Here is a 24,428-nt window from a genome sequence, read left to right on the forward strand (position 1 = left end):
TTCTGTATGGGGTAATAAGCTTATATTGTAAACAGTTGATCGAAAAAGAGCTCTGCAACTGCAGGGCTTTTTCTAATTATAGCCCTTCTTGAACTATAGCATCCCAAGTATCACACCTCATTTAAAACGACATAGTTCTAGTGTTATTAAATGAGATTTCCCAAAAGACCAATCATGATGAGTAAATTTGACTGGCAAATTTAATTATTATGATCCTTTAATTGGTTTAAGCCGAGCAGAAAAGTGCCGAAGTACATCCGGACTATCGACAATTTTATAGCCCTCCAATTTTTTACGTTGTTCATAAGCAGAGATTATGACTTCAGCCAGGTAGTCGACATGACTTTGAGTATACATTCGTCGGGGAAAAGCCAGCCGAACGAGTTCCATAGCAGCTGGTTTTTCGGAGCCATCGGGTTGTTTGCCGAACATAACAGTGCCAATTTCTACGCCGCGAATACCGCCCAACAGGTAGAGCGCATTATTAAACGACCAAGCGGGATATTCCGTGGGAGGGATGTGAGAAAGGATTTGCTTGGCGTCCAGGTACACCGCATGCCCGCCAGTGGGTTGTACAATAGGAATACCTGCCTCAGTTAGTTTATCTCCTAGATAGCTTATAGACCGGATTCGATAACGAAGATAATCAGGGTCGAGAGCTTCATATAATCCTTGGGCAACAGCCTCCATGTCATAGCCGGCCATCCCACCATAGGTAGGGAATCCTTCAGTAAGGATTTCGAGATTTCGACATTCTGAAGCTAGTTCATCACTATTCAGAGCCAAGAACCCGCCGATGTTGGCCATACCGTCTTTTTTGGCACTCATGGTACATCCATCGGCATAGCTAAACATTTCTTGAGCAATTTCTATGGGCTTTTTATCGGCAAAAGCATCTTCACGTGTTTTGATAAACCAAGCGTTTTCCGCAAATCGGCAGGCATCAATAAAGAACGGAATATTATGTTTATGAGCGATTTCAGAAACACCCTTGATATTAGCCATGCTTACCGGCTGTCCGCCGCCCGAATTATTTGTGACGGTTATCATGATTACCGGAATATCTTCGGAACCAACTTCTCTTATGGTATCTTGTAGCTTTTCCAAATTCATATTCCCCTTAAAGGCATGGTCGCTTTGCGGTTGTTTCCCTTTATCGATAACGAGATCACGTGCTTCGGCCCCGGCATGTTCAACATGGGCACGGGTCGTATCAAAATGGGTATTACTGGGGATGACGTCTCCTTTTTTCGCAATAGTTGTGAAGAAAATGTTTTCGGCTGCCCGGCCTTGGTGAGTAGGAATCAGATGTTTAAATCCGGTGATATCCTGCACAGCCGATTCCAGCTTGTAGAATGAGGAAGAACCGGCATAGGATTCATCACTTTCAAGCATGCCTGCCCACTGTTTAGATGACATCGCTCCGGTACCGCTGTCAGTAAGTAAATCAATGACCACATCTTTAGCCTTTAGTAAAAACGGGTTGTAACCGGCCTCTTTGAGCAGCTGCTCGCGTTCTTCCATCGTGGTAAAACGGATAGGCTCTACCGAGCGGATGCGAAAAGGTTCAATGATGGTATCTGTTTTGAAAGGCGAAAGGGACGAGATTTCCATAATAAAAGCCGATTGTTGGGTTAATATTTAATAGTAAAAAGAGGATTTTGTCTTTGACAAAGTATAATATTAACGGTAAAATAAGACAAATTACTCTTAAATTAGAATTTCTCTTATAATGCTTGATCCATTCTTTAAACCACAGGGGGTTGCAGTTATTGGTGCTTCCCGGAATCCCCATAAACTGGGATACGGCATAGTTAGAAATCTCAAGGAATATCGATATCAGGGCGGGATATATCCGGTTAACAAATCTGCGACTGAAATACTGGATTTGCACTGTTATGAGTCGGTGGCAGAAGTTCCCGATCCTGTGGATTTAGCTATCGTTATAGTACCGGCACCTGTTGTCTCAAAGATTATAAAGGAATGTGGACAGCGAGGTATTAAGCATGCGATTGTAATTAGTGGTGGATTTAGCGAGAGCGGTGAAGAAGGCGAGAAGTTGGAAGAGGATCTTGTTAGCGTAGCAGAGGAATGGGATGTCAATTTTATTGGTCCCAACTGTATTGGCACCATCGACACCCATACCCCGGTAAATACAACCTTTGTAGCAGGAATGCCGGAGTCAGGAGAAATTGGATTTTGTTCGCAATCAGGTGCGATGGTAGCTTCAGTGATTGACTGGGCTCGTGGGGCGGGAGTAGGATTTTCGCGGATTGTAAGTTTGGGTAACCAGGTTGATGTCAATGAAACACAGATGATTGAAGCACTGCACGAGGATGATCAAACGAAGGTGATTACGGCCTATATTGAAGGGGTTTCGAATGGAAAAGAGTTTATGAAGGTAGCCCAGAAAGCAGCTGAAGATAAACCAGTGGTAGCGTTAAAAGGCGGACGAGGGGAAAGCGGAGCTCGAGCAGTGGCATCCCATACGGGGGCGTTAGCCGGCAGTGCCGAGGCGTATGGAGCAGCTTTTGAACGCAGCGGTATTCTACAGGCAGGAACTATGGAAGAGATGTTTGATTGGGCACGAGCCTTGGCTTGGCAACCGCTTCCCAAAGGGAAAAATGTGGCAGTGTTAACAAATGCGGGCGGACCAGCTATCCTGGCAGTTGATGCCTTAGAAAAAGCAGGGATGCAATTGGCTGAACTGACTGCAGAGACTAAAAAATATTTGGAGTCGCGACTACCTAAAGCTGCCAGTGTAAGCAATCCCGTTGATGTGTTAGCGGGCTCTGGTCCGGGTACTTATGCGGTGGCGTTGGATGCGTTACTAACTGATGAAACCGTGGACTCGGTTGTAGTTATACAGGCACCTCAGGATTGGTTTTTGCCAGCCAGTTTGGCTGAAGTGGTGGGTGAGGTAGCTGGTTCGCATGATAAGCCTGTTATTGCATCTATTATGGGGAAAGCCTCTGTGGATGAAGCGCTGAACATATTACATAAGCGAAAAATACCAAACGTTGCTTTTCCGGAGCGGGTGGCTTCAGTCTTGAAAGCTATGGTCAAGCGCAAAGAGTGGCTCGATATTCCACAGCAAACACCTGAGCAATTTACTGATTTTAATGAACAGAAAGTTCAAAAAAGTGCCGCAGAAAAGGATTGGAAATCGCTGCTTGTAGAATATGGCATTGCCTTTCCTCCGGAGCAGTTTGCTGAAAATAAGGCAGAAACCGTTACAGTTGCAGAGTCTATTGGATATCCGGTAGTTTTAAAATTGGTTTCTGAATCCGTTTCGCACAAAACCGAAGTGGATGGGGTGAAATTAGATATCAGGAGTAAAGATGAAGTAACTGCAGCGTGGAATAAAATCAAAGAGGCGGCCGAGTTAGCAGATGTTGATATGGAAGGTGTGCAGGTCCAAAAAATGCTAACAGGCGGGCAAGAAGTGATTATGGGACTTCGGCGCGATCCGCAATTTGGACCTATGGTACTGTTTGGAACCGGGGGGACTGATGTAGAGCTTTTGCAGGACGTGGAATCAGCAATTGCGCCCTTGAATCGACTACAAGCTGAGAATTTGGTGGATGCTACTCGTGCCGGTATTAAGATGAAAGGCTGGCGAAATCAGCCACCGGCTGACCGAGAAACGGTTATTACATATTTGATGCGGCTATCACAGCTTGGCAATGACTTGTCAAACATTGATGAACTGGAAATGAACCCTTTATATGTATTATCCAAAGGACAGGGTGCTTATGCCGTGGATGTCAGAGGTACATTGGTTGAGGATGAAAAAGTAGTAGTACAAGACTGAAAAGTGGGCAGAATTAAAAGATATTTTAGAAAAGATTGAGAAATAGTGACTAAACTAAACAATTATTCTGGTAGCAATTATTTGAACGACGAATGGCTGTGGCATGCTTCCATAACCTGTTTTGTGTTGGCAGGACTGACGGGTTTTCTGTATCGATTGGGGATGATGGGATGGGTGCCCGGAGAGTTATCGATGGGTAATATTCGGCACGCGCATTCTCATCTTATGTTTTTTGGATGGGCAGTCCCGCTTCCGTTGTATATCATTATGCAAAAAATCATTTGCCAAACTGAGGAGGGTGAAAAAGGTGCTGCGTGGATGAAATATTCTATTGCGTCAATTATGCTCTTTGGATTACTGGCCTATCCTTTTTTCCTGTTTTATGGATACCGTCCGGTGGCTGTAGGATCTGCTGCACTTCCGCTATCGGTCATCTTTTCTGGTTTCGTTATGATCAGCTGGTATGGTTTTATGATTGGCTATTGGAAGAGTCGTACGGCCTTACAAGACGATGAAAGTCTGCCGTGGATTGATGGTGCTCTTGTTTTATTGATAGTGTGTTCGCTCGGTGCTTGGGGGGTAGCTGTAATTCAAGAACTGGCTCCGCAATCGCATTTGCTAATGAAAAGCATGACGCACTTTTTCCTTTCTTCGTTTACCGAAGGCTGGGTGGTGTTGATACTATGCAGTATTTTGATCAGTGAGTTTGAGATCAACGAACGAAACTGGTGGACTTCGCCGCAGCTTGCATTGGGAGCTATTGCCATCGGGGCACCGCTGACGTTTTCTTATGGGATATCCGAATCACTGCTGACACCCATGCTGCTAGGAACGGCACGTTTGGGGGGTGGGCTGGCAGCTATTGGTTTGCTGTTAGTAATGAGCGCCATATTAAAATCCGGAAAATGGAGACACCCAATCTGGATTTGGCCGGTTGCACTGTTGACGTTAAAAGGAATAATGCAATTAGGTGCTTCGGTAGTGCCAAGCTCCTTTTGGTTGTCCGATCCTAGTTTGCGTGTGCTTTATTTGCATATTCTTTTATTAGGTGGATTGACATTACTGGCTTTAGCTTGGATCAATAAGAGAAAGTCAGTTTCCAAATGTTTTTATCATCTTGTGGTAGCCTCTATAATGGTAACTCTGACCACGTTGCTAATGTTTACAAGGGTTTGGCCCGAGGCACTTTCAGGAGCATGGGTTGTCGATGCTTTGGCATTGGGAGCTTTGCTTCCGATTTTGGCAGTATTCGCCTATTGGATGATGTTAATACAATCCCAAAAGAAAAGCTCTATTTGATTTATGCCAGATATCAGGAATGAAGAAGATATTACTACCTTGGTCCACGCTTTTTATGCAAAAGTAGAGGAGGATGAACGGTTGGGATATATTTTTAATGAAGTTGCTGATGTGGACTGGGATGATCACCTGCCGAAAATGGTAGATTTTTGGTCGAAGATGCTATTTCAGACTGAGCGATACAAAGGGCGTCCGTTTCGGCAGCACTTGCCGCTCCCAATTGAGAAAAATGATTTTGGTCGGTGGGTTAGCTTGTTTACAGATACTGTAGATGAGCATTTTGAAGGCAACCGGGCTGACTATGCGAAAGAGTTGGCTGTAAATGTCGCGAATTCATTCAGTACACGAATGGCAATGGAAGGGAAGTTTGATCAAAAGGATGAGAACTAATTATGACGAATAATGATCAACAATATACTCAGATAGAATTAGCAGAGTCAGTACGCGAATCTTGTATTGAAGCAGCACGTGATGGGTTTAAAGATGCCTCAATGAGTGGGTTATGCAATGAGGGTGCGATGGAAGCGGCTATAAGTGCAATCCAACAGCTTGATTTACAAAAAGTAATCCAAAAAAAGTGATAAAAAGATGAAGAAATCTATATTAATTTTTACTGTTTTGGCAGGATTCTCTATCAGTGTTATGGGATGGAGTTGGTATCCGCAGCAAAAAGCTAGTCAGCCGGAAACTATGTCCTTGGTACCTATGATGCAGCAGTTGTTGAAAGATATTCAACAGGTTGATCGTGGGGTTTTTACTGAAAATTTTGAAATGATCAAAGAAGGAGCAGGAAATATATCTGATCATCCAACAATGACAGCCGAGGACAAAAAACTGGTAAAGCAAACATTGGGAAAAGAGATGAAGCAGTTTGTGGAATTTGATATGGTTGTGCATCATCATGCCGACTCAATGCGAATGGCGGCTGTCAGAAAAAATATGCAGAACGTACTTAAGCATTATCGTATAACTCAGCAGGGTTGTGTGGACTGCCATTCGAACTATCGCGAAAAAATATCTACAGCAAGGTTAGAAAAGTAATTTTAATGGAGCAACCCATCATAGGATTTCACAAGGATGAAGAAGACGATTGGGTAGCCGAACTACAGTGTGGGCATAACCAGCACGTGCGGCATAATCCGCCGTGGATGTTACGTCCTTGGGTAACTACAGAAGAGAGCCGAAAGAGCCGGCTCGGAAAGAAATTGGAATGCAAAAAATGCGATCGTAACGAACCTCAAGACTTTGATCCGTCATGCCGAGAATAGCACGTGTATTTATAAAAACGGGACTTATTTATTTTTTAGTCTCACTGTTGGTAGGATTGACTGCCGAGTTTAACTGGCTGCAATTTCCCGGTATGGTGCCGCTGTTTTGGCACTTGTTGATGGTGGGGTGGATAACGCAAATTATCTTCGGGGTATCCATGTGGATGTTTCCCGGTCGAACCCGCGAAGAAGGATTTAAGGCTCAGCTTTGGGGGTGGCTGACGTATATATTTTTGAATGTGGGATTGTTACTGCGTGTCATTGCAGAACCAGCTACATACATAGCGGTCGGATCAATATGGAATATAGTAATCGTTATTTCGGCAGTAAGTCAGGTAGCAGCCGCCTTAACATACATTATTGAACTGTGGCCACGTATTCAATCCAAAGAGCAGCGTCGCAGGCAACGCAAGAAGAAGCGACAGAACAAACAGTAAAATTTTACTGCAAATGCTGAAATAAATTCAGCGTGATATAAATGATTTGAAGTTTTAAACCCAATAATAAGCAACTAACAACCGCCTCATGCCTACACCAAGCCGTTGGATGATTAAAGCTTCAATGTTATATATGTTGGTAGGATTTTCAATCGGAGCACTGATTCTTATCAGCAAGGTATATCCCGAGCTTTCCACTGTTTGGAGTTTGCTTACCGTCCATATTGAAGTGGGCATTTTCGGTTGGATCATTCAGCTTACCATGGGAACAGCTTACTGGATTCTGCCGCGATATCTAAAAACAGGATCAAGAGGAAGTTCCAGGTTGGCACTGGTGATGGTTGGACTTTTAAATCTGGGCATTTTAATCAACGTGGCATCCTATCTACAATTTTTAGACTCATCTGCCACCATATTAGGACGATTACTGGAAGTGGGAGCCGTAGTTCTTTTTATTGGATTGCACTGGAACCGAGCCGTGAGTTATAATAAGTAATGAGAAAAAAGTGACGACTAAGAAATAGAAAAGATACTTGTCACCTTCTATTTTCTACTAACTACCCTCTTAACAAGCGTATAGCATAGTAGAGGATAACCAATCCCAAGACTAAGTTAAGGCGTCCCAGCAAGCTCGAAATTTTTCGTATTCGTTTTGTTGTTGGATGGTTGGGCTGCTTGTCCATAAGTTCGGCCGCTTTGGGACCGGCATAAAAATCGTGCACTCCGCTGATAACGAGCACTAATCCAAATACGAGTAATTTTATAAATAGATATCCGCCGAAGACTTCCGTCCAGAACGATCCGGTAAGCAATTGTTCTGCCGTATATCCCCGGGTTAGTAAATTGGTTATGCCGGTGATGATTAGCACCACAAATAATAGCCAGGAAATACGGCTGAACTTTTTACCAATTAGCGTAAAGAATTCACCCTTCTTGTTTTTTAGTAATTCATGACGTGTTACAGGTACTAAAACACCCGCTGTAAACAGCATGCCGCCAATCCAAAAAATAGCTGACGTAATGTGGATAAAGACTGAGAGATAATACATGTGGGGAATTTCTGTTTGAGTAGTCTTACAGAAATAAAAAAAGGCGACTGATATAATCAGCCGCCTTATAAACTATTTTGAGTTGAAGAGTATATTATTCTTCAACTTTGAGAATGCCTTTCATTCCGCTAGCATAGTGACCGGGGAAACTACAGATATACTCATATTCACCGGTTTCCTCAGGAGCGGTGAATGTAATTTCAACCGTTTCTCCACCAGCAGCAAGATCGGTATGAGCAATAATTTGATCTTTCAACTTAGTATCAGTAGGTATGAAGTCATTATCTCGGGCCTTGCCTGCTGCATCAGCAAAGGCGGCAGCATCAGCATCCATAACGAGGAGCACAAAGTTGTGTGCCATGGCCGAAGCGGGAAGGTCGCTTTCAGTAAGCAGACGAAAGCGAAGTTTTTCGCCGGGAGCGGCAGTTATAGACTTGAGCAATACATAGTCGCCCATTTTTTTGCCAGTAGTAATTCCTTCTTTATCGCCTTTAACAACAAATTTCATGCGATCGATACCGATTGCCTCAATCGTACGAACATCATCAGTTTGTTCAGTAGCTTGAGCTTGTGTATCAGTTGCTTGTTCTTCGGTTTGTTGGTCAGAGCCACCACCACAAGCTGCTACGAATAGTAGCATCAGTGAAAATAGATAAGGTGTAAAACGTGTCATAAATGAGATTCATTCTTAGGTTAAAAATTAAGTACTGAAGATACGAAACTATTTAATTGATTACACATTATTTCGCTATCCCGTTAGGCTAGCATCCAACAATATTTCGGTGCCCGACAATGCTTTAGAAACGGGACATCCGTCTTTTGCTCCATTGGCAAATTGCTGGAACGTATCTTCATCAATATCAGAGATATTGGCTTTTGTAATTAATTTTATTTTAGTGATAGCAGGTCCGTCATCGGTTACTTCAAATGTAACGTTCGCTTCGGTCTCTACCGACTTCGGATCATAACCCGCTTGGGCAAGTTCATTGGATAATGCCATAGAATAACAACCAGCATGAGCTGCCCCAATAAGTTCTTCGGGATTGGTACCATTACCACTTTCGAATCGTGAAGCGAATGAGTATTCTCCTTTATAAGAACCGCTTTCCAGCTTCATCGTTCCATTTCCATTTTCCAGGTCTCCATTCCATTGTGCATTTGCTTTACGTGTAGGCATAATATTGTATAATTTAAGGTTGCTTTTCTGTTGTTATTGTTTCGGATTTCTGAGATAAAATCTCTTTTGTCAGTTGATAAATAATCCCTCCCAGAAACAGGAGGATAGCTGCCACATTTCCATAGCTGCCGATAATTCGTACTTTTGAAAGTCCTATCATATCCCCGGCAATCCGTACAAATAGAAAGCCGTGCAATAGCATGAGCGGCAGGTAAAAATAAGTGTGCCAGGGTACTAGTTTACCCGATAATGAAGGAATAATGACAGAAGCATGGGCAAAGATCATACTGAACACAAATCCCACAAAAAGCATGTGGAGCAGTCCGTCATAAATAGGTCCGGCCGTGGGAAAACCGTACCACAGACCAAAAATACCGGCAAGTATAAGCCATCCGTAACCCGTAAGTAGGCAGATGGCACTGTACTTCGTCCACTCAATAGATTTAATAGTCTTGCGAGCAATGTCGTACTTGATGAGCCATCCCGCAATACCCATAAGGAGGAGAGAGGCTATACTCCAACCGATGGTGCGATCGATGTGGGTTATAGTTAAGGCGGCTATCCATCCAATAATAAGTAGCGTAAAAATGTGTTGGGCTCGTTTGGGTGGACGCATGATGCGGTTGAGCTCCAGTCGTTCTCCAAAAATAGTGAGCATGGGAAAAGCCGCCCACCATCCAACAATCGAGTAGATGGGGCTGCTGGCTACAAATAGTACGTTACCTACTAACAGTGAGAAAGCCCCCAGTGCCATAATTAAATGATAGATTTTGGGCTGTAGGTAATAGAGATAAGCCATGACAAGCGTAAGTCCGGCCGATCCCAGGATTAGCGCACCGTGGGATGGAATCGGAAATCCAGTGAGCAGGAGGATGGTGGAGGCTGCTAAAAATACTGGGGCGACGTAGGCCCATTTTTTTTCAAGTGCAGCCGCACGTTCAAGGCCGATGAGGGTACCCAAAAATCCGTTTATCATCAATGGCCCGTGGGCTATGGGCGAAATCGGTGGGTTGCCGGAGGATAGTAATCCCAGGCGGACTAAGCCGGAGTATAATCCAGTAAGTAATCCTGCAGCTGCCAAGATGAGCAGTCCCACAAGTACAGAGGTTGGAACTTTGTTCATGGTTAGAAATTTATTTTATGCACGTTGTTGGGGTGGGGGGTGAGCAAAAAACTCTACATCGTCTTTGATCATATCAACAGACCATTCCGGCTCCCACACTATTTTTGCCTCGTAGTCTTCAATTTCATCTATGGACGCCAATGTTTTTTCGATCTCTTGCTGGAGGTATCGGCGCATAGGACAGCCCGGCGTGGTGACAGTATATTCAAGTATCACCTTGCCATCAACAATCAAGATGTTATATACCAGCCCCAAATCCACGATGTTCACCCCTAACTCGGGATCAATGACATTGCGGAGTTGCCGGACTATCGTGCGCCTATCTATGGGAGTAGAATCCATAATTTGTTATTCAGTAGTTTTGCCGATATGTACTTTCCAGACCTCAGGACCTTCTTTAAGGTAATCCCAGCTGAAACTATTCTTTCCGTGCATCGCTGCCAGCTGATATCGAAGCGGTTTGGGATCATGGTCGTTTATAATGATAAAAGTTTCCCCCTCATCAAGTTCATCATAGGTGTCAAAAATTGTTGCATGTTTTTTATGTGGAGGAATTTTACGAACGTCAATTTCTTCTACTGTACCAGGCATCTTTGTTGATTTTAGTTATAGTTATTGATTAATAGTTAATTGCAGGTGAAGCCCGAATAATCATTAACAAATAACTACTTCACTTTATCATTTCCAGTTTTCGATCAGTTGCTCTCGTTTATTCTCAACGCCGCTCCACTTGTCAACCTCTGGCAATGCTTCTTTCGACTGATTGATGACACAATCATGCCACTCATCAGCCAGCCGTTCATTTAATTCAATGTAATCTACCCATTCCATAGGTACTTCATCATCGGGATAAATAGCTTCTTCAGGGCATTCGGCCACACAGGCATCACAATCGATACATTCCAGCGGATCAATTGCCAGAAAGTTCGGCCCCTCGCGAAACGCATCCACCGGACAAACAGCCGCGCAATTAGTGTGCTTGCAATTTATACATGGATCCGTAACGACATAAGCCATTGGTTTCTAACCTTCTATCAATCATTATTCGTTGCTTCAGTCCAAAGGTAGGAGTCGCAAAAATTAAATTCAACTATAAAAACGGTTTTAACCTTTTTTATTGATTTGCCAATATAATAGCGTTATCTTTGAAGTGGATTGAAACAGCAACTGTTTTAAGAGCAAAAGAGAACCTATGAAATCCGAACAGTCCCTTGAAGGTTTAACGCCTAATGCTACTCTTTCTCAAATCTTGTCTGTGTATCAAAAGGCCGGTGGGCTATTGGAGTCTATTGGCTTGAATGTTTCGGAGCATAAGCAACAAACCTTAAGCTCTGTATGTAGGCAAAAAAAGTGGAGTGAAGACGAGGTATTAGAGTGGTTAAAGGAAAAGCAAGATTCACGAAATAATATTTCGGAAAGGGAAAATGGGTCCAGAGAGGATTTTGGGGATAATTTATCTGAATGGAGCTCTTATGTGGAAGAAGCATACCATAGTCCTACGTTTCAGTTGATTCAGGACATTGACGAAAGGTTCCCAAGGATTAAAAAAGTTCACGGGAATCAATATCCCTGGATAAAAAAGATGGAACATTCAGTGACCCATTTTTTACAAGATTTTCGCCTTTATCTAAAATTCGAGAGTAAAAAGTTTTTTCCGCTTATCCGAAAGTTTGACAACAATAAGGGAAAAGTGTTGGATGGAACTGTCCGTGAGTTAAAGAGATCACATAAAATTATTGCGAATGATCAGCAGCGGCTGCGGAATAAAATGGATGCAGTTCGAGAAAAGGGCAATGGATTTAAAAATCCGGAGCATGCTTGTACCACACTGCGTATTTTGAATCACCAGTTCAAACAGCTTGATACAATGCTTGCTGAACAGTTTGAAATAGAACAGCAACATATTTTACCTCTTGTGCAACAAAAGTTTAAGACCGTATAATTTTAGATTTTAACTAAACATACTGATATGGCACTTGCTGGTTCAAAAAAAGAAATCGTGGATTTGATAAAGCGAAAGGGTACCCTTTCCATTGACGAGGCCGTAGAGAATATTGAGTTGGCCAAAACCACACTTCGCGAGCATTTTTTGCAGCTCGAGCGCGATGGCTATGTGGATCGCGAATATGTGCGCTCGGGTCCCGGGCGTCCCAGACTGCACTATCAGCTTACCTCCAAAGGTAACAGCTTATTTCCATCCTCAGAGTCAAAGCTGATTCGAAATATCATTCACTATCTAAAGAATGACGGGAAGGAACAGTTGGTAGAAGACTTTTTTGAAGATTTTTGGGATCAACGTCTTAAAGAAGCTGAAAAACGAATACAGGAAGCTGAGTTTGATGACATTGAAGACAAGATGAAGGTGCTGATGAATATGCTGGAAGAGGAGGGTTTTATGCCTGAGTTTGATCTGGATGATCAAAACCAATCGCTAACAGTGAAAGAGTGTAACTGTCCTTTTAGCGAAGTGATTAAAGAAACGCGCCTGCCGTGTAAGCTTGAGGCAATGTTTTATGAGAAGATTTTTGATTCGAATGCCAAGCGTACCACTTACATCGCAGAAGGTGATCATGCATGTACGTATGACATCGAAATATCAAACAGTTAGAATATGTTGGAAAGTAATTCAGAAGTACAGACATCAATAGCTGATACCATCAAAAGCTGGTGGATTATTGAATGGGTTTATCCTACAAATTGTTTTATTACCAAATAATAAGATAAAATAGTATTAAATATTATAAGTGCTGATGTTGTTAAAATAGCAGTCAGCTTAGAATCTAAAATGAAATGAGGTAGCATTTATGATCGTTCATGATTTAGCAAAATTTATTGATAACGCTTCTTTTAGTGATTTATCTGAGCAGGCTAAAAAGCAATTGAAGATAAGGCTTCTCGATTCACTTGGTACGGCTATCGGCGCTATTGAAGGTCCACCGGTTACATCTATCAGAAAGATGATTCGTGACTTCGGTGGCTCGGAACAGAGCACGCTCATCGGCGGTGGCAAAACCACGCCCGATAGGGCAGCACTTTACAACAGCGGACTGGTTCGCTACCTCGATTTTAATGACAGCTATCTTGCCAAAGGGGAGACATGTCACCCAAGTGATAATATCGGTTCCATCCTGGCAGTCGGAGAAACAAACGATCTTAGTGGCAAGGATTTTTTAACGGCACTTGGAGTTGCTTACCAAGTGCAGTGCCGCCTGAGTGATGAAGCACCGGTACGTGATAAGGGATTTGATCACACCACGCAGGGTTCCTATGCCGTGGCGGCGGGTGTTTCTAAAGCATTAGAATTGGATGAAGAAAAGACGGCCAATGCGATCGCTATCTCGGGAACGGCATTGAATGCACTCCGCGTTACCCGCACCGGCGCTTTGTCTAACTGGAAGGGGCTGGCCTATCCTCATACCGCATTTGGCGGAACTCATGCTGCTTTGCTTGCCAAGTACGGCATTACCGGACCGCCGGCCGTATTTGAGGGCAACAAGGGGTTTATGGATTCCATTGCTGGTGATTTTTCAATCGAATGGCAAAGCGAAGATCTGGAGCGTGTTACCAACACGATTATTAAAAAATACAACGCCGAGATTCATTCCCAATCTTCTATTGAGGGCATAATTGAACTGAAAGATAAACATGGGTTTACTGCTGATGAAGTAGACAAGATTGATATCGAGATATTCGATGTTGCCTATCACATTATTGGCGGTGGCGAAGAAGGAGACAAAACAATTGTCCGCGTGAAAGAGGAAGCGGATCACAGCTTACAGTACATGGTTTCTGCAGCGCTCCTAGACGGACAAGTGATGCCAGAGCAATACAAACAAGATCGCATTGAGTCCGATGATATCCAGTCGTTGTTACAAAAAGTCAAAGTTGCACCCAGACAGGAGTACAGCGATCGATTTCCCGATGAGATGCCGACAAAACTGACGATACATCTCGAAAATGGAGAAACCCATTGCATTGAAAAGCGCGACTATGAAGGATTCCACACGCGTCCCATGAGTTGGGAGACGATTATTGCCAAATTTGAAGGATTGGCCGAACCTTATACTTCAAAAGAATTACGTGATCAAATCGTTAAAACAGCAAAGAATGTTGAACAACATTCGGTTTCTGAACTGATGAAACTGCTAAGAAAAGTAAAACTAGAATCTTAAGGAATATTTGAATTATGCGGATACGGCTTCCGTATCCCAACAAAAATAAATAAGGTGGCTATTATGGCCGACGAAAAAACATTCGACTTCCTGAATAAAAACGAACGAGAACCCAAACCCAGAAAAACAGGCATTACTGAAATTCGCGGACCGTATTATGCGGTTATGGGCAAACGATATCTCAATGATATTATGGAAACGATGGGTGAACATGTCGATTCACTAAAGTTTTCCGGCGGATCGTTTTCGATTATGCCCAAAGAATCTGTGCAGGAGCTAATTGACATTGCTCATGACCATGATGCGCTGGTTTCTACTGGCGGATTTATGGAATATGTACTTACACAGGGAAAAGATGCTGTAGATCAGTATATCAATACCTGTAAAGATTACGGCTTTGATATTATCGAACTATCGGCCGGATTTATCAGCTTGCCTACTGACGACTGGTTGCGGCTGATAGAAAAGGTCCAGAAGGCCGGGCTCAAAGCTAAGCCCGAAATTGGTATTCAATTTGGTGCCGGCGGCGATACTACCAAGGGAGAACTCGAGTCCGAAGGCACGCTTGATACAGGTTATGCCGTTAAACAAGCTAAGCGTTTTGTAGATGCCGGAGCCTATATGATCATGATTGAATCAGAAGGCATAACTGAAAATGCTGATCCTTGGAGAACGGACGTGCCGGCCGAATTTATTAACGAAATCGGCTTGGAAAAGCTGATGTTCGAAGCGGCCGATCCGGAAGTATTTGCATGGTATGTCAAGAATTATGGTCCCGAAGTTAATATGTTCGTAGATCATAGTCAGATTGTACAGCTCGAAACACTGCGCCGTGGCATCTGGGGCACTAAAAGTCTTTGGGGGCGCGTGCTGACATATAAGGACTAAGATAGTTTAGATGATTCTATTTTACAGGCATGGTTCACCGATACGGTGGACTATGCCTACCTAATTATTCGTTAGAAATTATGGGTAATCAACTGAAAACAAAGCGAATCTATGAGGATTATTCCAAGGATGACGGCTTTCGCCTGTTGGTAGACCGGCTTTGGCCGCGGGGTGTTTCCAAAGAGGAAGCTCGACTTGACAAATGGATCAAGGATATAGCTCCCTCAACCGAACTGAGAAAATGGTTTGACCATGATCCTGATAAATTTGATGAGTTCTCGAAGCGGTATAAAGGTGAATTAACCAATAGGGATAAAACGGTTAATTATTTGCTTGAAAAGGCAGAACAGAAGAAAATAACATTGCTATATGCTGCTAGAGATAAGGACTACAATCATGCAAATGTGTTAAAAGAATTTTTAGAAAAAAAGCTCTAATAAAATATTAAATAAAAATATGCAACAAACTGAAAAAGAACTGGATGTACGTTCACTGATACCAATTAAACGACATGAAAAACTACTGAATCTTTTTAAAGAACTGCCGGCTGGAGATAGCTTTGTATTTATCAATGACCACGATCCTAAGCCGCTCTATTACGAATTCCGATCGATATATGGTGATGTAGTGGGCTGGGAGTACCTGCAGCGTGGCGGACAGGAATGGAAAGTTCGGGTAACACGTACCGAAGCATCACAAGGACGTGAATTCGAAGATGTCTCTACTCTGATGGATCTCCGGGAAGCTGATCCAAAAGACTGGAAATATGTTGTTTTCCACCGTTATGGGATGATGTTAAAAGGAGATACAATGGAAATAATATCTGAAAAAGATCCGGAAGAAATCCGCAATATTTTTAAGAAAAAATTTGATGGTGAATATACGTGGACTTACAAAAAAGACATGCCGGGCGAATACGTTATTCATGTGACCAAAAAAAAAGAAACCGATCCTGCTCTTGAAGATGTTTCAATCGTGAATTCATTTGACGTGCGTTCCCATCCACCCGCCAAGCGCCATGATATGATCTTTGAGGCTTTTGATGAGCTGGATCCTGACGAAGCATTTGTCTTTATTAATGATCACGATCCTAAGCCGCTCTACTATCAGATGGAGGCAGAAAGCGATGAGCCGTTTGAGTGGGAATACCTGGAAACTATGCCCAAAGAATGGAAGGTAAAAATCACTAAGAAAACTGAGCTTAATAACCATTAATATATGCCAGACAAAAGAGAAACCCCGCTTAGCATCCCGTCTTTAGAAGGGCATCATTGTACTGTTGATCTGCGTCTGGAGAAACTGGGTATGGTGCCTTTTTTTGAAGATCTGTCCGAGGAGCAGCTCCGCCAAGTGAATAAAAAATTTACGGCTAATCATTTTGCTAAAGGAGAAGTCATTTATCGGCAGGGTAATACGTCAACCATGTTAAGGGTAGTAGTAGCGGGAAATGTAAAGTTAGTCGCCCATACGTTAGAGGGAGAAGGCGTACTATTGGATATGTTACAACCGGGCGACTTTTTCGGTAATCTCACGGCTGGTAGCAAAGAGGTCTATAATGAAACAGCAGAGACTCAGACAGATGCTTGTATCCTGGCAATTAGGCTTCCTGACTTTCGGGAGATCATGAATCGTTGTCCCTCTGTTGCGATGTCAGTGTTGGATATTACGACCGATCGGCTCAATGAATCCCGACAACGAATTCAACATCTTTCTACATTGCCGGTAACAAAGCGTATAGCTCATATTCTCGTTACCTTAGGCAACAAGTTCGGTGAAGAAAATCGTTACGGACTGCTAATTCAACTTCCTCTTTCTCGCAAAGATCTTGCTGATATGGCCGGCACATCTACTGCAACCACCAGCAGAGTTATGAGTCAATTCCAAGATGATGATCTTATCACATCCGGTCGCCAGTGGGTAGCTATTAAGGACAAGCCGGAACTGTTGCGAATTTCGGCTGAAGATTAAGTTTCCCGCCTCTTTTCTCTCTGTTTTTAAATCCATTTGTACTTAGTTGACCTAGCTCATTTTAGTGCTGTGGCTTGCCTTGTACCTTTTGACTGAACCAAATACACAAACCAAACAAAAGGTACTTGTTATGAAATACTCATCATCATTTTTAAAAATCGCATTAACTTCAATTTTGATCTTCGTATTTATGCTTGGCTTTTCTTCAATCAGTCAGGCACATTGCGATCGCGTCAACGGGCCAGTAGCTGTAGCAGCGAAGCAGGCATTGGAAACGGGCGATGTTTCTAAAGTTCTGATCTGGGTTGGAGAGCAACAGGCCGAAGAACTTCAAACTAAGTTCAAACAGAGCCTAAAAGTCTATAATAGTGGAAAAGAATCCCAGAAACTTGCCGAGCAGTATTTTATGGAGACGACCGTACGGTTGCATCGGGAAGCGGAAGGCATGCCCTATACCGGACTGAAACCCGCCCAACCAAGCTCTGAGGATATTCAAACCGCGGAGAAAGCTCTCGAATCCGGTAATTTGTCACCGGTTACTGATCTACTGGCTGAAGAGATTCAGAAGAAAACGGATGAGCTATATCAACATGCCATGGAGATGGAAGAGAAGAAAGGGCAAAGCGTGGAAGCCGGTCGCCAATGGGTAGACGCATATGTAAAATATATCGTATATGTCCACAAACTGTATCAAAACATCCAGGCCGGACCGGTCCATGGCATTGGGGAATAATAAATATTGACCAAGCGCCTGTCAGGTTTTGATGACCTGGCAGGTGCTTAATAACAGGCAAGTAAAACTTAAAACCTAACAGAGGTAGTTCTTATGACAACGACAAAAACAATATTACGAAGTGATGAGCTAAGTTGCCCTTCATGCGTAAACAATATCGAATCGAACCTGAATCAGACAGAAGGCATTTCTAAAGCTAAGGTTCATTTTAATACTGGACGTATCGAAGTAGAACACGATCCCGATATAGCATCCGAAGAGAAACTGATCGAGGTTGTCCGGCGGTCAGGCTACGAAGCTCATATCTCTCAGTTTTAAATTCATACGATGATGAAATCACTCCAAAAACAGTTACAAAATGCAACAAAACGGAAGAAAGCACTACTAGTCCTCAGCGGTCTGCTTATCACTGCCGGATGGACCGTCGATATCTTTTGGGCTTCGGGTTGGTCGTTTAATGTCTTGATGTTGTTGGCAACAATAACGGCCGGATTTGAGATCGCCCGCCGGGCATGGCAGGGGCTATGGAACGGACATACCAATATTGAACTATTGGTGACTATCGCTGCAACGGGTGGGCTCTTTATCGGTGTGTTCTGGGAGGCCGCAGCTGTTACCTTTCTGTTTCTGCTTGGCGGCTGGCTGGAAGCTCGGACGATGAGCAAGACTCGAGATACCCTGAAAGAGCTCATTAATATGGCTCCGGAAATGGCCATAATTGTGGGTGATGAAGGACGCAGGGAAATTCCAGCCCGTCAGGTCGAAGATGAGATGCAGGTACTAGTTAAACCCGGGTCAAAAATTCCGGTTGATGGTATTGTGGAATCCGGCGTCACAACAGTTGATGAAAGTGCCATTACCGGAGAGCCCATTCCTGCCGAAAAGGAATCCGGCTCAGAAGTGTATGCCGGAACGATTAATAAAAATGGCCGTATTTATATACGCGCCACTAAATCAGGGGCCGATACCACGCTGGCGAAAATAATACGGCGCGTAGAGGAAGCCCAGGAAGAGAAGGCTCCTACGCAGCGTTTCATCGAACGATTTGCAAGCTGGTACACGCCTGGTATTGTGGGATTGAGTATCATCTCCTACCTGTTTACGTGGAATCTAGAACTTGGGCTCACACTGCTGGTGATAGGTTGTCCCGGTGCCTTGGTCATTTCGACGCCCATATCGATTATATCCGGTATAGGCAATGCAGCCAAGAAAGGCATCCTCATAAAAGGGGGCGAATACTTGGAAAATGCCGGGAAGGTGTCGGCGGTAGCATTGGATAAAACGGGTACCCTGACCACCGGTAAACCGAGTGTAACTGAGCTCATTTACTTTTCACAGGAAACTGCTTTAGCCGGTGTAAGTCAGGAGGAAAGTCTTGCGGAAGTACATACGGCTTCTTTGGTGAATGGAAATAATGGGTCGCTACCCTCAGAAGGTGAAGAACTTCTCTATTGGACTGCCATAGCCGAATCAGCCTCCGAACATCCCTTGGCGGAGGCCATTATAGCAGAGACAAACGAAATGACGGATCTCCCGGAACCCGACCAGTTTGAATCTCATACCGGACAAGGAATTGAGGCGGTGTTAGGTGACAATCATATTTATGTGGGGAAGGCCGACTTTCTGAAAGAAAAAGGGATATCCATTGGTGAAGGCATTAATAAAGAGATTCAAAACCTTACGAATAGAGGACGTACCGTGGTATTTACAGCAAGAAATAACAAACTAGTTGGAGCTATCGGGATAGCTGACCCAATGCGCACGGAAACGACGGAAATGATATCCAAGCTTCGTGAAAATGGAATTGAACGTATTGCAATGCTTACCGGTGATGCAAAATCTACGGCTAACGCCATTGCCGGGGAAAGCGGTATCACAGAGGTACATGCGGGGATTCTTCCAGAAGACAAAAACGATATCATCCTTGCAATGCAAGAGGAAGGGTATCAGGTGGCGATGGTCGGAGATGGTATTAATGATGCCCCGGCATTGGCTACCGCTGATATTGGCATTGCAATGGGCGCGGCCGGTACTGATGTAGCCATAGAAACAGCCGATATTGCCCTGATGACAGACAAGCTCATGAATATTCCGGAGGCTTTAAGGATATCAAAACTGACGTTACGGAATATTCACCAGAATGTTGTCATTGCTTTGGTTACGGTAGGTGCATTACTTGCTGGTGTATTTGCAGGATCGGTACATATGGCAGCAGGTATGCTTATTCACGAACTATCGGTTATGCTTGTGATATTTAACGGCATGCGCCTGCGATGGAAGTAGTAATTATACGGAATGACTAGCGAGTGGATTGCAATATTAATAAAAAAGATAAAATAGTATTAAATCTTTATAATATCTTCACATTCAGAATATATACTCAAGTAGAAATTCAGAAAGGCAATTTTTATGAGGAGAACTTATTCAGTCATATTACTTTTTTCATTCTTGGTTGGGGTTGTCCAACCGATTTTGCCTATGATTGAATATCAGTTCTATGAGGGCTGTATATCAGAATTCGTAGCCGAGCAGGAGAATGGAATATCAGTTGATAAACCTGATACAAATACTTCTCAAGATGAATATTCAACTTGGGATAGGTCGGCACATGATCTGCCGCTTCTTAATAACAGTTTTTATCCAGTGGGTATTCATATGGGGTTAACACCCGAGTTGAATACCTTTCCCAATATTAATCGTATACACATCTTTCTTGTTCAGCATCACCTTCATTCGGCCTTTGGGCCTGATCCACCACCTCCGAGGGTTGTTGATTAGAAATACGTAAAACCTTTATCATTTTGTAAAGGTTACTATAGTTGATTTATTGAATACGAGATAGGTGTTGCTAAATTTCAATCAAACCAATTTGTGTACAACCTAGTCAGAGGTATATTGACTACGGCCGATAAAATTATATTTAATAAAGAAATAATGAGGTATTTATTATGAGTTCTGACAAAACAGATAACGGATTTTCTCGAAAACAGTTCATGAAAAACATGGGCGGAGCTATGCTCTCGGGTGGTTTTTTGGCTGGAGCTTTACCGTTTGGTGCTCAAGCAAAAGAGCAGAAGAATAAGCCCAACCTAAAGCCTGCAGCTGTTGAAGCTGACAGGGTGGCTGCTGATCCCACTAATATTCCGGGTCCTATAAAGCGGTCATCGCCTAAAACACATGAAATTGAACTGGAAACTACAGAAGTAGTTGCAGAAATAGAAGATGGTGTGCAGTTTCGCTACATGACGTATGGGGATCAGGTTCCGGGTCCGATGATACGGGTTCGACAAGGCGATACGGTTATTTTAACGCTCAAAGCTTCTGAAAATAACGCGATGCTTCATAATGTTGATTTCCATGCCGTTTATGGTACGGGAGGAGGAGCTAATGCTACGTTTGTGACACCCGGACAATCGAAAACAATAAAGTTCAAAGCAATGTATCCGGGTGCTTATATTTATCACTGTGCTGTACCGCGGTTAGATTATCACATCAGCAGTGGGATGTACGGGATGATTTTCGTAGAGCCCAAGGAAGGATTGCCTGAAGTAGATCATGAGTTATATTTTGGACAAAATGAAGTATATACCCAACAATCAATTGGGGCACAGGGCATGCATGAGTTTGATCACGAAGCAATGCGCGATGAGATTTCGACTTATGTATTGTTAAATGGCGAGAAAAAGGCTATTACTGCTGATCGGCGCGGACCGGTAAAGGTAAAAAAGGGGGAAACCGCTCGCTTATTTTTCGTTAACGGTGGACCAAACCTGTCTTCCAGTTTTCACCCTATTGGTAATGTGTGGACCAAGGCTTGGCGCGAAGGTGCTATTGCCAGTAATCCGGAACGATACGTACAAACCACAGAGATACCACCGGGCAGTTGCGGAATTTTTGAGATGGATTTTCCCGTACCGTCAACTATCCACTTGGTGGATCACGCCTTAAGTCGCGTAGCCAGTAAGGGCATGATGGGTGATATCGTTGTTGAAGGCAAAGATGAACCGGATATTTTCGATCCTAACTATAGTTCATAAAAGTAATTTTACCTTAATTAATTAGAAACTAATCATACAATATCATGTATTTAATCAATAAACTTTTTGCTTCTGTTATCATCGTTATAACAGCTCTTTCACTAACGGCTCCTTCAGCATTAGCACAGGATGCCAAGGTTATAAAGATGAAAGGAACAGATAAATTAAAATTTAGCAAGACAGAGATTACCGCTAAACCGGGCCAGGAAGTGACCGTAAAACTTACAACGGTTAGTAACTTACCGGCCAATGCCATGTCGCATAACTTTGTGTTGCTAACAGCCGGTGCGGATGCAACTAATGTATCACAGACATCAGCTAAGTTTGCCGATAATGAATACATCGCTCCTGAGATGGAAGATAAAATCATTGCTTACACCGATATGGCCGGCGGTGGAGAAACGGTAGAGGTAACATTTACTGCTCCTGAAAACCCAGGGGAATATACTTATGTCTGTACATTTCCCGGGCACTATCTGGCCGGTATGAAAGGTACATTAACAGTTAAGGAATAAGCAGCGAGCCATCCAATACCATTTTGGGAGAAAAGGCTTGTTGTCCTTTTCTCCCAAATCTTTTTAAAATATTCTCATCTAAACAGCGGTTAACTATGTGTTTTTCTTCTATCGACTATTACGGCATTGTGTTTGTGTTATTATTGATGTTGCCCACCACCGTATTGTCTCAGGTTACAATTGAAGGGGAATTCCGTCCGAGAACGGAGTACCGAAATGGGTATCGACAGCTGCGAACTACGGCTACGGAACCTGCCTTTTTTACCTCGCAGCGTACTCGGCTATCGCTACAGTATCAGTCCGAAAATTATAAGGTCAAAGTTGCGGGACAGGACGTCCGCGTTTGGGGAGAAGTCAATCAGCTTCAGGATAATTCAAATGTTAATATTCATGAGGCGTGGGCACGCATTAATTTGTCTGAAATGATACAGCTTAAAATGGGTCGCCAAGAGTTGGTGTATGGTAGTCAGCGTTTGTTGGGCAGTGTTAACTGGACGCAGCAGGCCCGCAGTCACGACGCACTTGTACTTAAGTTTCAACAGCCGCAAGCTCATTTCAGCGTCGATATTGGTGGGGCTTACAACCAAGAGGCTGAAAACGTGTTTGGTAATACATACGGGCTTAACAACTATAAAATTTTATCTTACGCCTGGCTGCAGAAAGGGTTTGGAAGCTGGAATATGTCGGCCTTGTTTCTGACGGATGGATTTGAGCCGCAGCCTGATGCAACCAATTTCCGCTATACCACTGGTGGACATCTTGCCTATGGTAACCAGCCATGGAAGTTTTCCGGTTCGGCATACTATCAGAGTGGGGATGACTTGACACGTAACAATATCTCAGCTTATATGTTTGAGTTCAAGGGTTCCTATTCTTGGGCGTCGTTTCGCTTGGAGGGGGGATACGATTATCTTTCAGGCGGGAAGGCCAGTGATACTAATCCGGCCCGGCACACATTTAATACCTTATACGCTACCAATCACAAATTTTACGGGCATATGGATTATTTCCTCAATATTCCTACTGACACCCAGGGAGGAGGTCTGCAAGATCTGCATTTGGGTACCAATTATGAAATGACCAATAAAGCAGATTTGGGATTAACGTATCACTATTTTGCCTTGGCAAATGAGTTACCGAATTTCCAGAATTCAGGCCAATCGACAGAACAGTATCTCGGATCGGAATTTGATCTGTCGTTTGCTTATCAATTTTCGGAAGATATAAGCTTTAAATTAGGATATTCGATGATGTTGTCAACTTCTTCCATGGATAGGCTGCAGGGTCGTAATGGAAAAGAAAGTCAGCAGTGGGGGTGGGTAATGCTGCAAATTAGTCCGGATTTTGAAAAATAACTTTGGTATGAAATTCTCCATTTTCACCCATAGGGTCGATATTTTCTGATAGATGTTGTAATTGCGTAATAAAACCCTGGTTATATATTTCTCCAACGCTAATTAGGTGGCGGAGATTTTCCCGAACAGCACTAATTTCAATCTTTATGGGGTTGAGAAATAATATTGGCAGCAGTTCATGGATATCTTCTTTCCAGATAGGGAATTGACAGTTTAATCCCATTTGCCCAAAGACTTCTTCGCGCCAGTCTCTGATGTCTTGCAGGTACCAATCACCAAAAACGAGATTTCTAATTTCACTTTCTAATGTATTAAACTCTTCTTGAAGCCGACTCAAGTAGATATCATTTGAACATTTGGGAGGAAGGGCAACGGTAATGAGATCCACGCCTAAATGATCAGCCTGCTTCTTTATATGAGAGAGTCTAATTTGCTGATGGGGGACAACTTGGTTGGTTTCATCAAATGTAGTAAGTAATTGGATAGTGGAATCGGGGTGCATATCGCGATAAAATTGCAGTGCCAGGTAGGCATCTTTGCCGCCGCTCCAAAAAAGAATATCCATATATTAATATTCAGTATATCGAATTCGG

The 24,428-nt window shown here is 43.2% G+C and carries 31 protein-coding genes; 22 read left to right on the top strand and 9 right to left on the bottom strand.

Annotated elements, in window-relative coordinates; all coding sequences use genetic code 11:
• Positions 1-207 precede the first annotated feature (207 nt).
• On the bottom strand, positions 208-1,614 hold the full coding sequence (locus tag LX73_RS00460) for a tryptophanase (RefSeq protein WP_148897500.1): 1,407 nt from the start codon (positions 1,612-1,614) through the stop codon (positions 208-210).
• 118 nt (positions 1,615-1,732) lie between these two features.
• On the opposite strand from LX73_RS00460, the gene LX73_RS00465 reads away from it, so the two are divergent.
• The 8 genes from LX73_RS00465 (at position 1,733) to LX73_RS00500 (ending at position 7,314) form a co-directional block, all read left to right on the top strand.
• Positions 1,733-3,814 (top strand): acetate--CoA ligase family protein, encoded by a 2,082-nt coding sequence (locus LX73_RS00465; RefSeq protein WP_148897501.1) that lies wholly within the window; start codon positions 1,733-1,735, stop codon positions 3,812-3,814.
• Positions 3,815-3,859: 45 nt separating this feature from the next.
• Positions 3,860-5,113 carry a hypothetical protein gene (locus LX73_RS00470; protein ID WP_148897502.1) on the top strand — a complete coding sequence of 418 codons (1,254 nt, stop codon included), beginning with the start codon at positions 3,860-3,862 and terminating at the stop codon, positions 5,111-5,113.
• A gap of 3 nt (positions 5,114-5,116) precedes the next feature.
• Entirely contained in the window at positions 5,117-5,503 is a 387-nt protein-coding gene (locus tag LX73_RS00475) for a group III truncated hemoglobin (protein WP_148897503.1), read from the top strand.
• 2 nt (positions 5,504-5,505) lie between these two features.
• Positions 5,506-5,694, top strand: coding sequence for an acetyltransferase (locus LX73_RS00480; protein WP_148897504.1), 189 nt, complete (start codon positions 5,506-5,508; stop codon positions 5,692-5,694).
• A gap of 7 nt (positions 5,695-5,701) precedes the next feature.
• A complete protein-coding gene (locus LX73_RS00485) occupies positions 5,702-6,154 on the top strand; it encodes a cytochrome c (protein ID WP_148897505.1) in 453 nt (150 codons plus the stop codon).
• Between the two features lie 5 nt (positions 6,155-6,159).
• The gene (locus LX73_RS00490) at positions 6,160-6,381 is read left to right on the top strand and encodes a DUF3565 domain-containing protein (protein ID WP_148897506.1); all 222 of its coding nucleotides are present in this window, start codon (positions 6,160-6,162) and stop codon (positions 6,379-6,381) included.
• Positions 6,369-6,818: a hypothetical protein gene (locus tag LX73_RS00495; protein WP_148897507.1), complete on the top strand. Its 450-nt coding sequence runs from the start codon at positions 6,369-6,371 to the stop codon at positions 6,816-6,818. Before LX73_RS00490 ends, LX73_RS00495 begins: the two co-directional genes overlap by 13 nt.
• Positions 6,819-6,906: 88 nt before the next feature.
• Positions 6,907-7,314, top strand: a complete 408-nt coding sequence (locus LX73_RS00500) for a cbb3-type cytochrome c oxidase subunit I (RefSeq protein WP_148897508.1) — start codon at positions 6,907-6,909, stop codon at positions 7,312-7,314.
• Positions 7,315-7,375: 61 nt separating this feature from the next.
• Here LX73_RS00500 and LX73_RS00505 read toward each other — a convergent pair whose 3' ends face one another.
• The 7 genes from LX73_RS00505 to LX73_RS00535 form a co-directional block, all read right to left on the bottom strand.
• Positions 7,376-7,867: a DUF4149 domain-containing protein gene (locus tag LX73_RS00505; protein WP_148897509.1), complete on the bottom strand. Its 492-nt coding sequence runs from the start codon at positions 7,865-7,867 to the stop codon at positions 7,376-7,378.
• Positions 7,868-7,961: 94 nt separating this feature from the next.
• Complete coding sequence (locus LX73_RS00510; RefSeq protein WP_148897510.1) at positions 7,962-8,540, bottom strand: plastocyanin/azurin family copper-binding protein; 579 nt, start codon at positions 8,538-8,540, stop codon at positions 7,962-7,964.
• A 75-nt stretch (positions 8,541-8,615) separates the two neighbouring features.
• Complete coding sequence (locus tag LX73_RS00515; RefSeq protein WP_148897511.1) at positions 8,616-9,044, bottom strand: OsmC family protein; 429 nt, start codon at positions 9,042-9,044, stop codon at positions 8,616-8,618.
• A 13-nt stretch (positions 9,045-9,057) separates the two neighbouring features.
• Complete coding sequence (locus LX73_RS00520) at positions 9,058-10,167, bottom strand: hypothetical protein (protein WP_148897512.1); 1,110 nt, start codon at positions 10,165-10,167, stop codon at positions 9,058-9,060.
• Positions 10,168-10,182: 15 nt separating this feature from the next.
• A complete protein-coding gene (locus LX73_RS00525) occupies positions 10,183-10,509 on the bottom strand; it encodes a metal-sulfur cluster assembly factor (protein ID WP_148897513.1) in 327 nt (108 codons plus the stop codon).
• 6 nt (positions 10,510-10,515) lie between these two features.
• Positions 10,516-10,758, bottom strand: coding sequence for a DUF2249 domain-containing protein (locus LX73_RS00530; protein WP_148897514.1), 243 nt, complete (start codon positions 10,756-10,758; stop codon positions 10,516-10,518).
• An 87-nt stretch (positions 10,759-10,845) separates the two neighbouring features.
• Positions 10,846-11,184, bottom strand: coding sequence for a ferredoxin family protein (locus tag LX73_RS00535; RefSeq protein ID WP_148897515.1), 339 nt, complete (start codon positions 11,182-11,184; stop codon positions 10,846-10,848).
• 175 nt (positions 11,185-11,359) lie between these two features.
• On the opposite strand from LX73_RS00535, the gene LX73_RS00540 reads away from it, so the two are divergent.
• The 14 genes from LX73_RS00540 to LX73_RS00605 all read left to right on the top strand — a co-directional run bounded on the left by LX73_RS00540 (position 11,360) and on the right by LX73_RS00605 (position 23,835).
• Positions 11,360-12,109, top strand: a complete 750-nt coding sequence (locus LX73_RS00540) for a hemerythrin domain-containing protein (RefSeq protein ID WP_148897516.1) — start codon at positions 11,360-11,362, stop codon at positions 12,107-12,109.
• 27 nt (positions 12,110-12,136) lie between these two features.
• Positions 12,137-12,775: a helix-turn-helix transcriptional regulator gene (locus tag LX73_RS00545; protein ID WP_148897517.1), complete on the top strand. Its 639-nt coding sequence runs from the start codon at positions 12,137-12,139 to the stop codon at positions 12,773-12,775.
• A gap of 196 nt (positions 12,776-12,971) precedes the next feature.
• Entirely contained in the window at positions 12,972-14,339 is a 1,368-nt protein-coding gene (locus tag LX73_RS00550) for an MmgE/PrpD family protein (protein ID WP_148897518.1), read from the top strand.
• Between the two features lie 63 nt (positions 14,340-14,402).
• Complete coding sequence (locus LX73_RS00555; protein ID WP_148897519.1) at positions 14,403-15,227, top strand: phosphosulfolactate synthase; 825 nt, start codon at positions 14,403-14,405, stop codon at positions 15,225-15,227.
• An 80-nt stretch (positions 15,228-15,307) separates the two neighbouring features.
• A complete protein-coding gene (locus LX73_RS00560; RefSeq protein ID WP_148897520.1) occupies positions 15,308-15,664 on the top strand; it encodes a DUF488 domain-containing protein in 357 nt (118 codons plus the stop codon).
• A 19-nt stretch (positions 15,665-15,683) separates the two neighbouring features.
• Positions 15,684-16,442 carry a DUF2249 domain-containing protein gene (locus LX73_RS00565; protein WP_148897521.1) on the top strand — a complete coding sequence of 253 codons (759 nt, stop codon included), beginning with the start codon at positions 15,684-15,686 and terminating at the stop codon, positions 16,440-16,442.
• 3 nt (positions 16,443-16,445) lie between these two features.
• Positions 16,446-17,195, top strand: coding sequence for a Crp/Fnr family transcriptional regulator (locus LX73_RS00570; RefSeq protein WP_148897522.1), 750 nt, complete (start codon positions 16,446-16,448; stop codon positions 17,193-17,195).
• Positions 17,196-17,325: 130 nt separating this feature from the next.
• On the top strand, positions 17,326-17,928 hold the full coding sequence (locus LX73_RS00575) for a DUF6448 family protein (RefSeq protein ID WP_148897523.1): 603 nt from the start codon (positions 17,326-17,328) through the stop codon (positions 17,926-17,928).
• Positions 17,929-18,021: 93 nt separating this feature from the next.
• Positions 18,022-18,246, top strand: a complete 225-nt coding sequence (locus tag LX73_RS00580) for a heavy-metal-associated domain-containing protein (RefSeq protein ID WP_148897524.1) — start codon at positions 18,022-18,024, stop codon at positions 18,244-18,246.
• A gap of 12 nt (positions 18,247-18,258) precedes the next feature.
• Positions 18,259-20,211 (top strand): heavy metal translocating P-type ATPase, encoded by a 1,953-nt coding sequence (locus LX73_RS00585; RefSeq protein WP_148898337.1) that lies wholly within the window; start codon positions 18,259-18,261, stop codon positions 20,209-20,211.
• 195 nt (positions 20,212-20,406) lie between these two features.
• Entirely contained in the window at positions 20,407-20,706 is a 300-nt protein-coding gene (locus tag LX73_RS00590) for a hypothetical protein (RefSeq protein ID WP_148897525.1), read from the top strand.
• A gap of 170 nt (positions 20,707-20,876) precedes the next feature.
• Positions 20,877-21,965 (top strand): copper-containing nitrite reductase, encoded by a 1,089-nt coding sequence (gene nirK, locus LX73_RS00595; protein WP_148897526.1) that lies wholly within the window; start codon positions 20,877-20,879, stop codon positions 21,963-21,965.
• Between the two features lie 44 nt (positions 21,966-22,009).
• Positions 22,010-22,480, top strand: coding sequence for a plastocyanin/azurin family copper-binding protein (locus LX73_RS00600; protein WP_148897527.1), 471 nt, complete (start codon positions 22,010-22,012; stop codon positions 22,478-22,480).
• 95 nt (positions 22,481-22,575) lie between these two features.
• Entirely contained in the window at positions 22,576-23,835 is a 1,260-nt protein-coding gene (locus LX73_RS00605; RefSeq protein WP_148897528.1) for an alginate export family protein, read from the top strand.
• Here LX73_RS00605 and LX73_RS00610 read toward each other — a convergent pair.
• Positions 23,813-24,400 (bottom strand): Dph6-related ATP pyrophosphatase, encoded by a 588-nt coding sequence (locus LX73_RS00610; RefSeq protein ID WP_148897529.1) that lies wholly within the window; start codon positions 24,398-24,400, stop codon positions 23,813-23,815. The two genes, LX73_RS00605 and LX73_RS00610, sit on opposite strands and share 23 nt — an antisense overlap.
• Between the last annotated feature and the right edge of the window lie 28 nt (positions 24,401-24,428).

The sequence above is a fragment of the Fodinibius salinus genome (assembly GCF_008124865.1).
GTDB lineage: Bacteria > Bacteroidota > Rhodothermia > Balneolales > Balneolaceae > Fodinibius > Fodinibius salinus.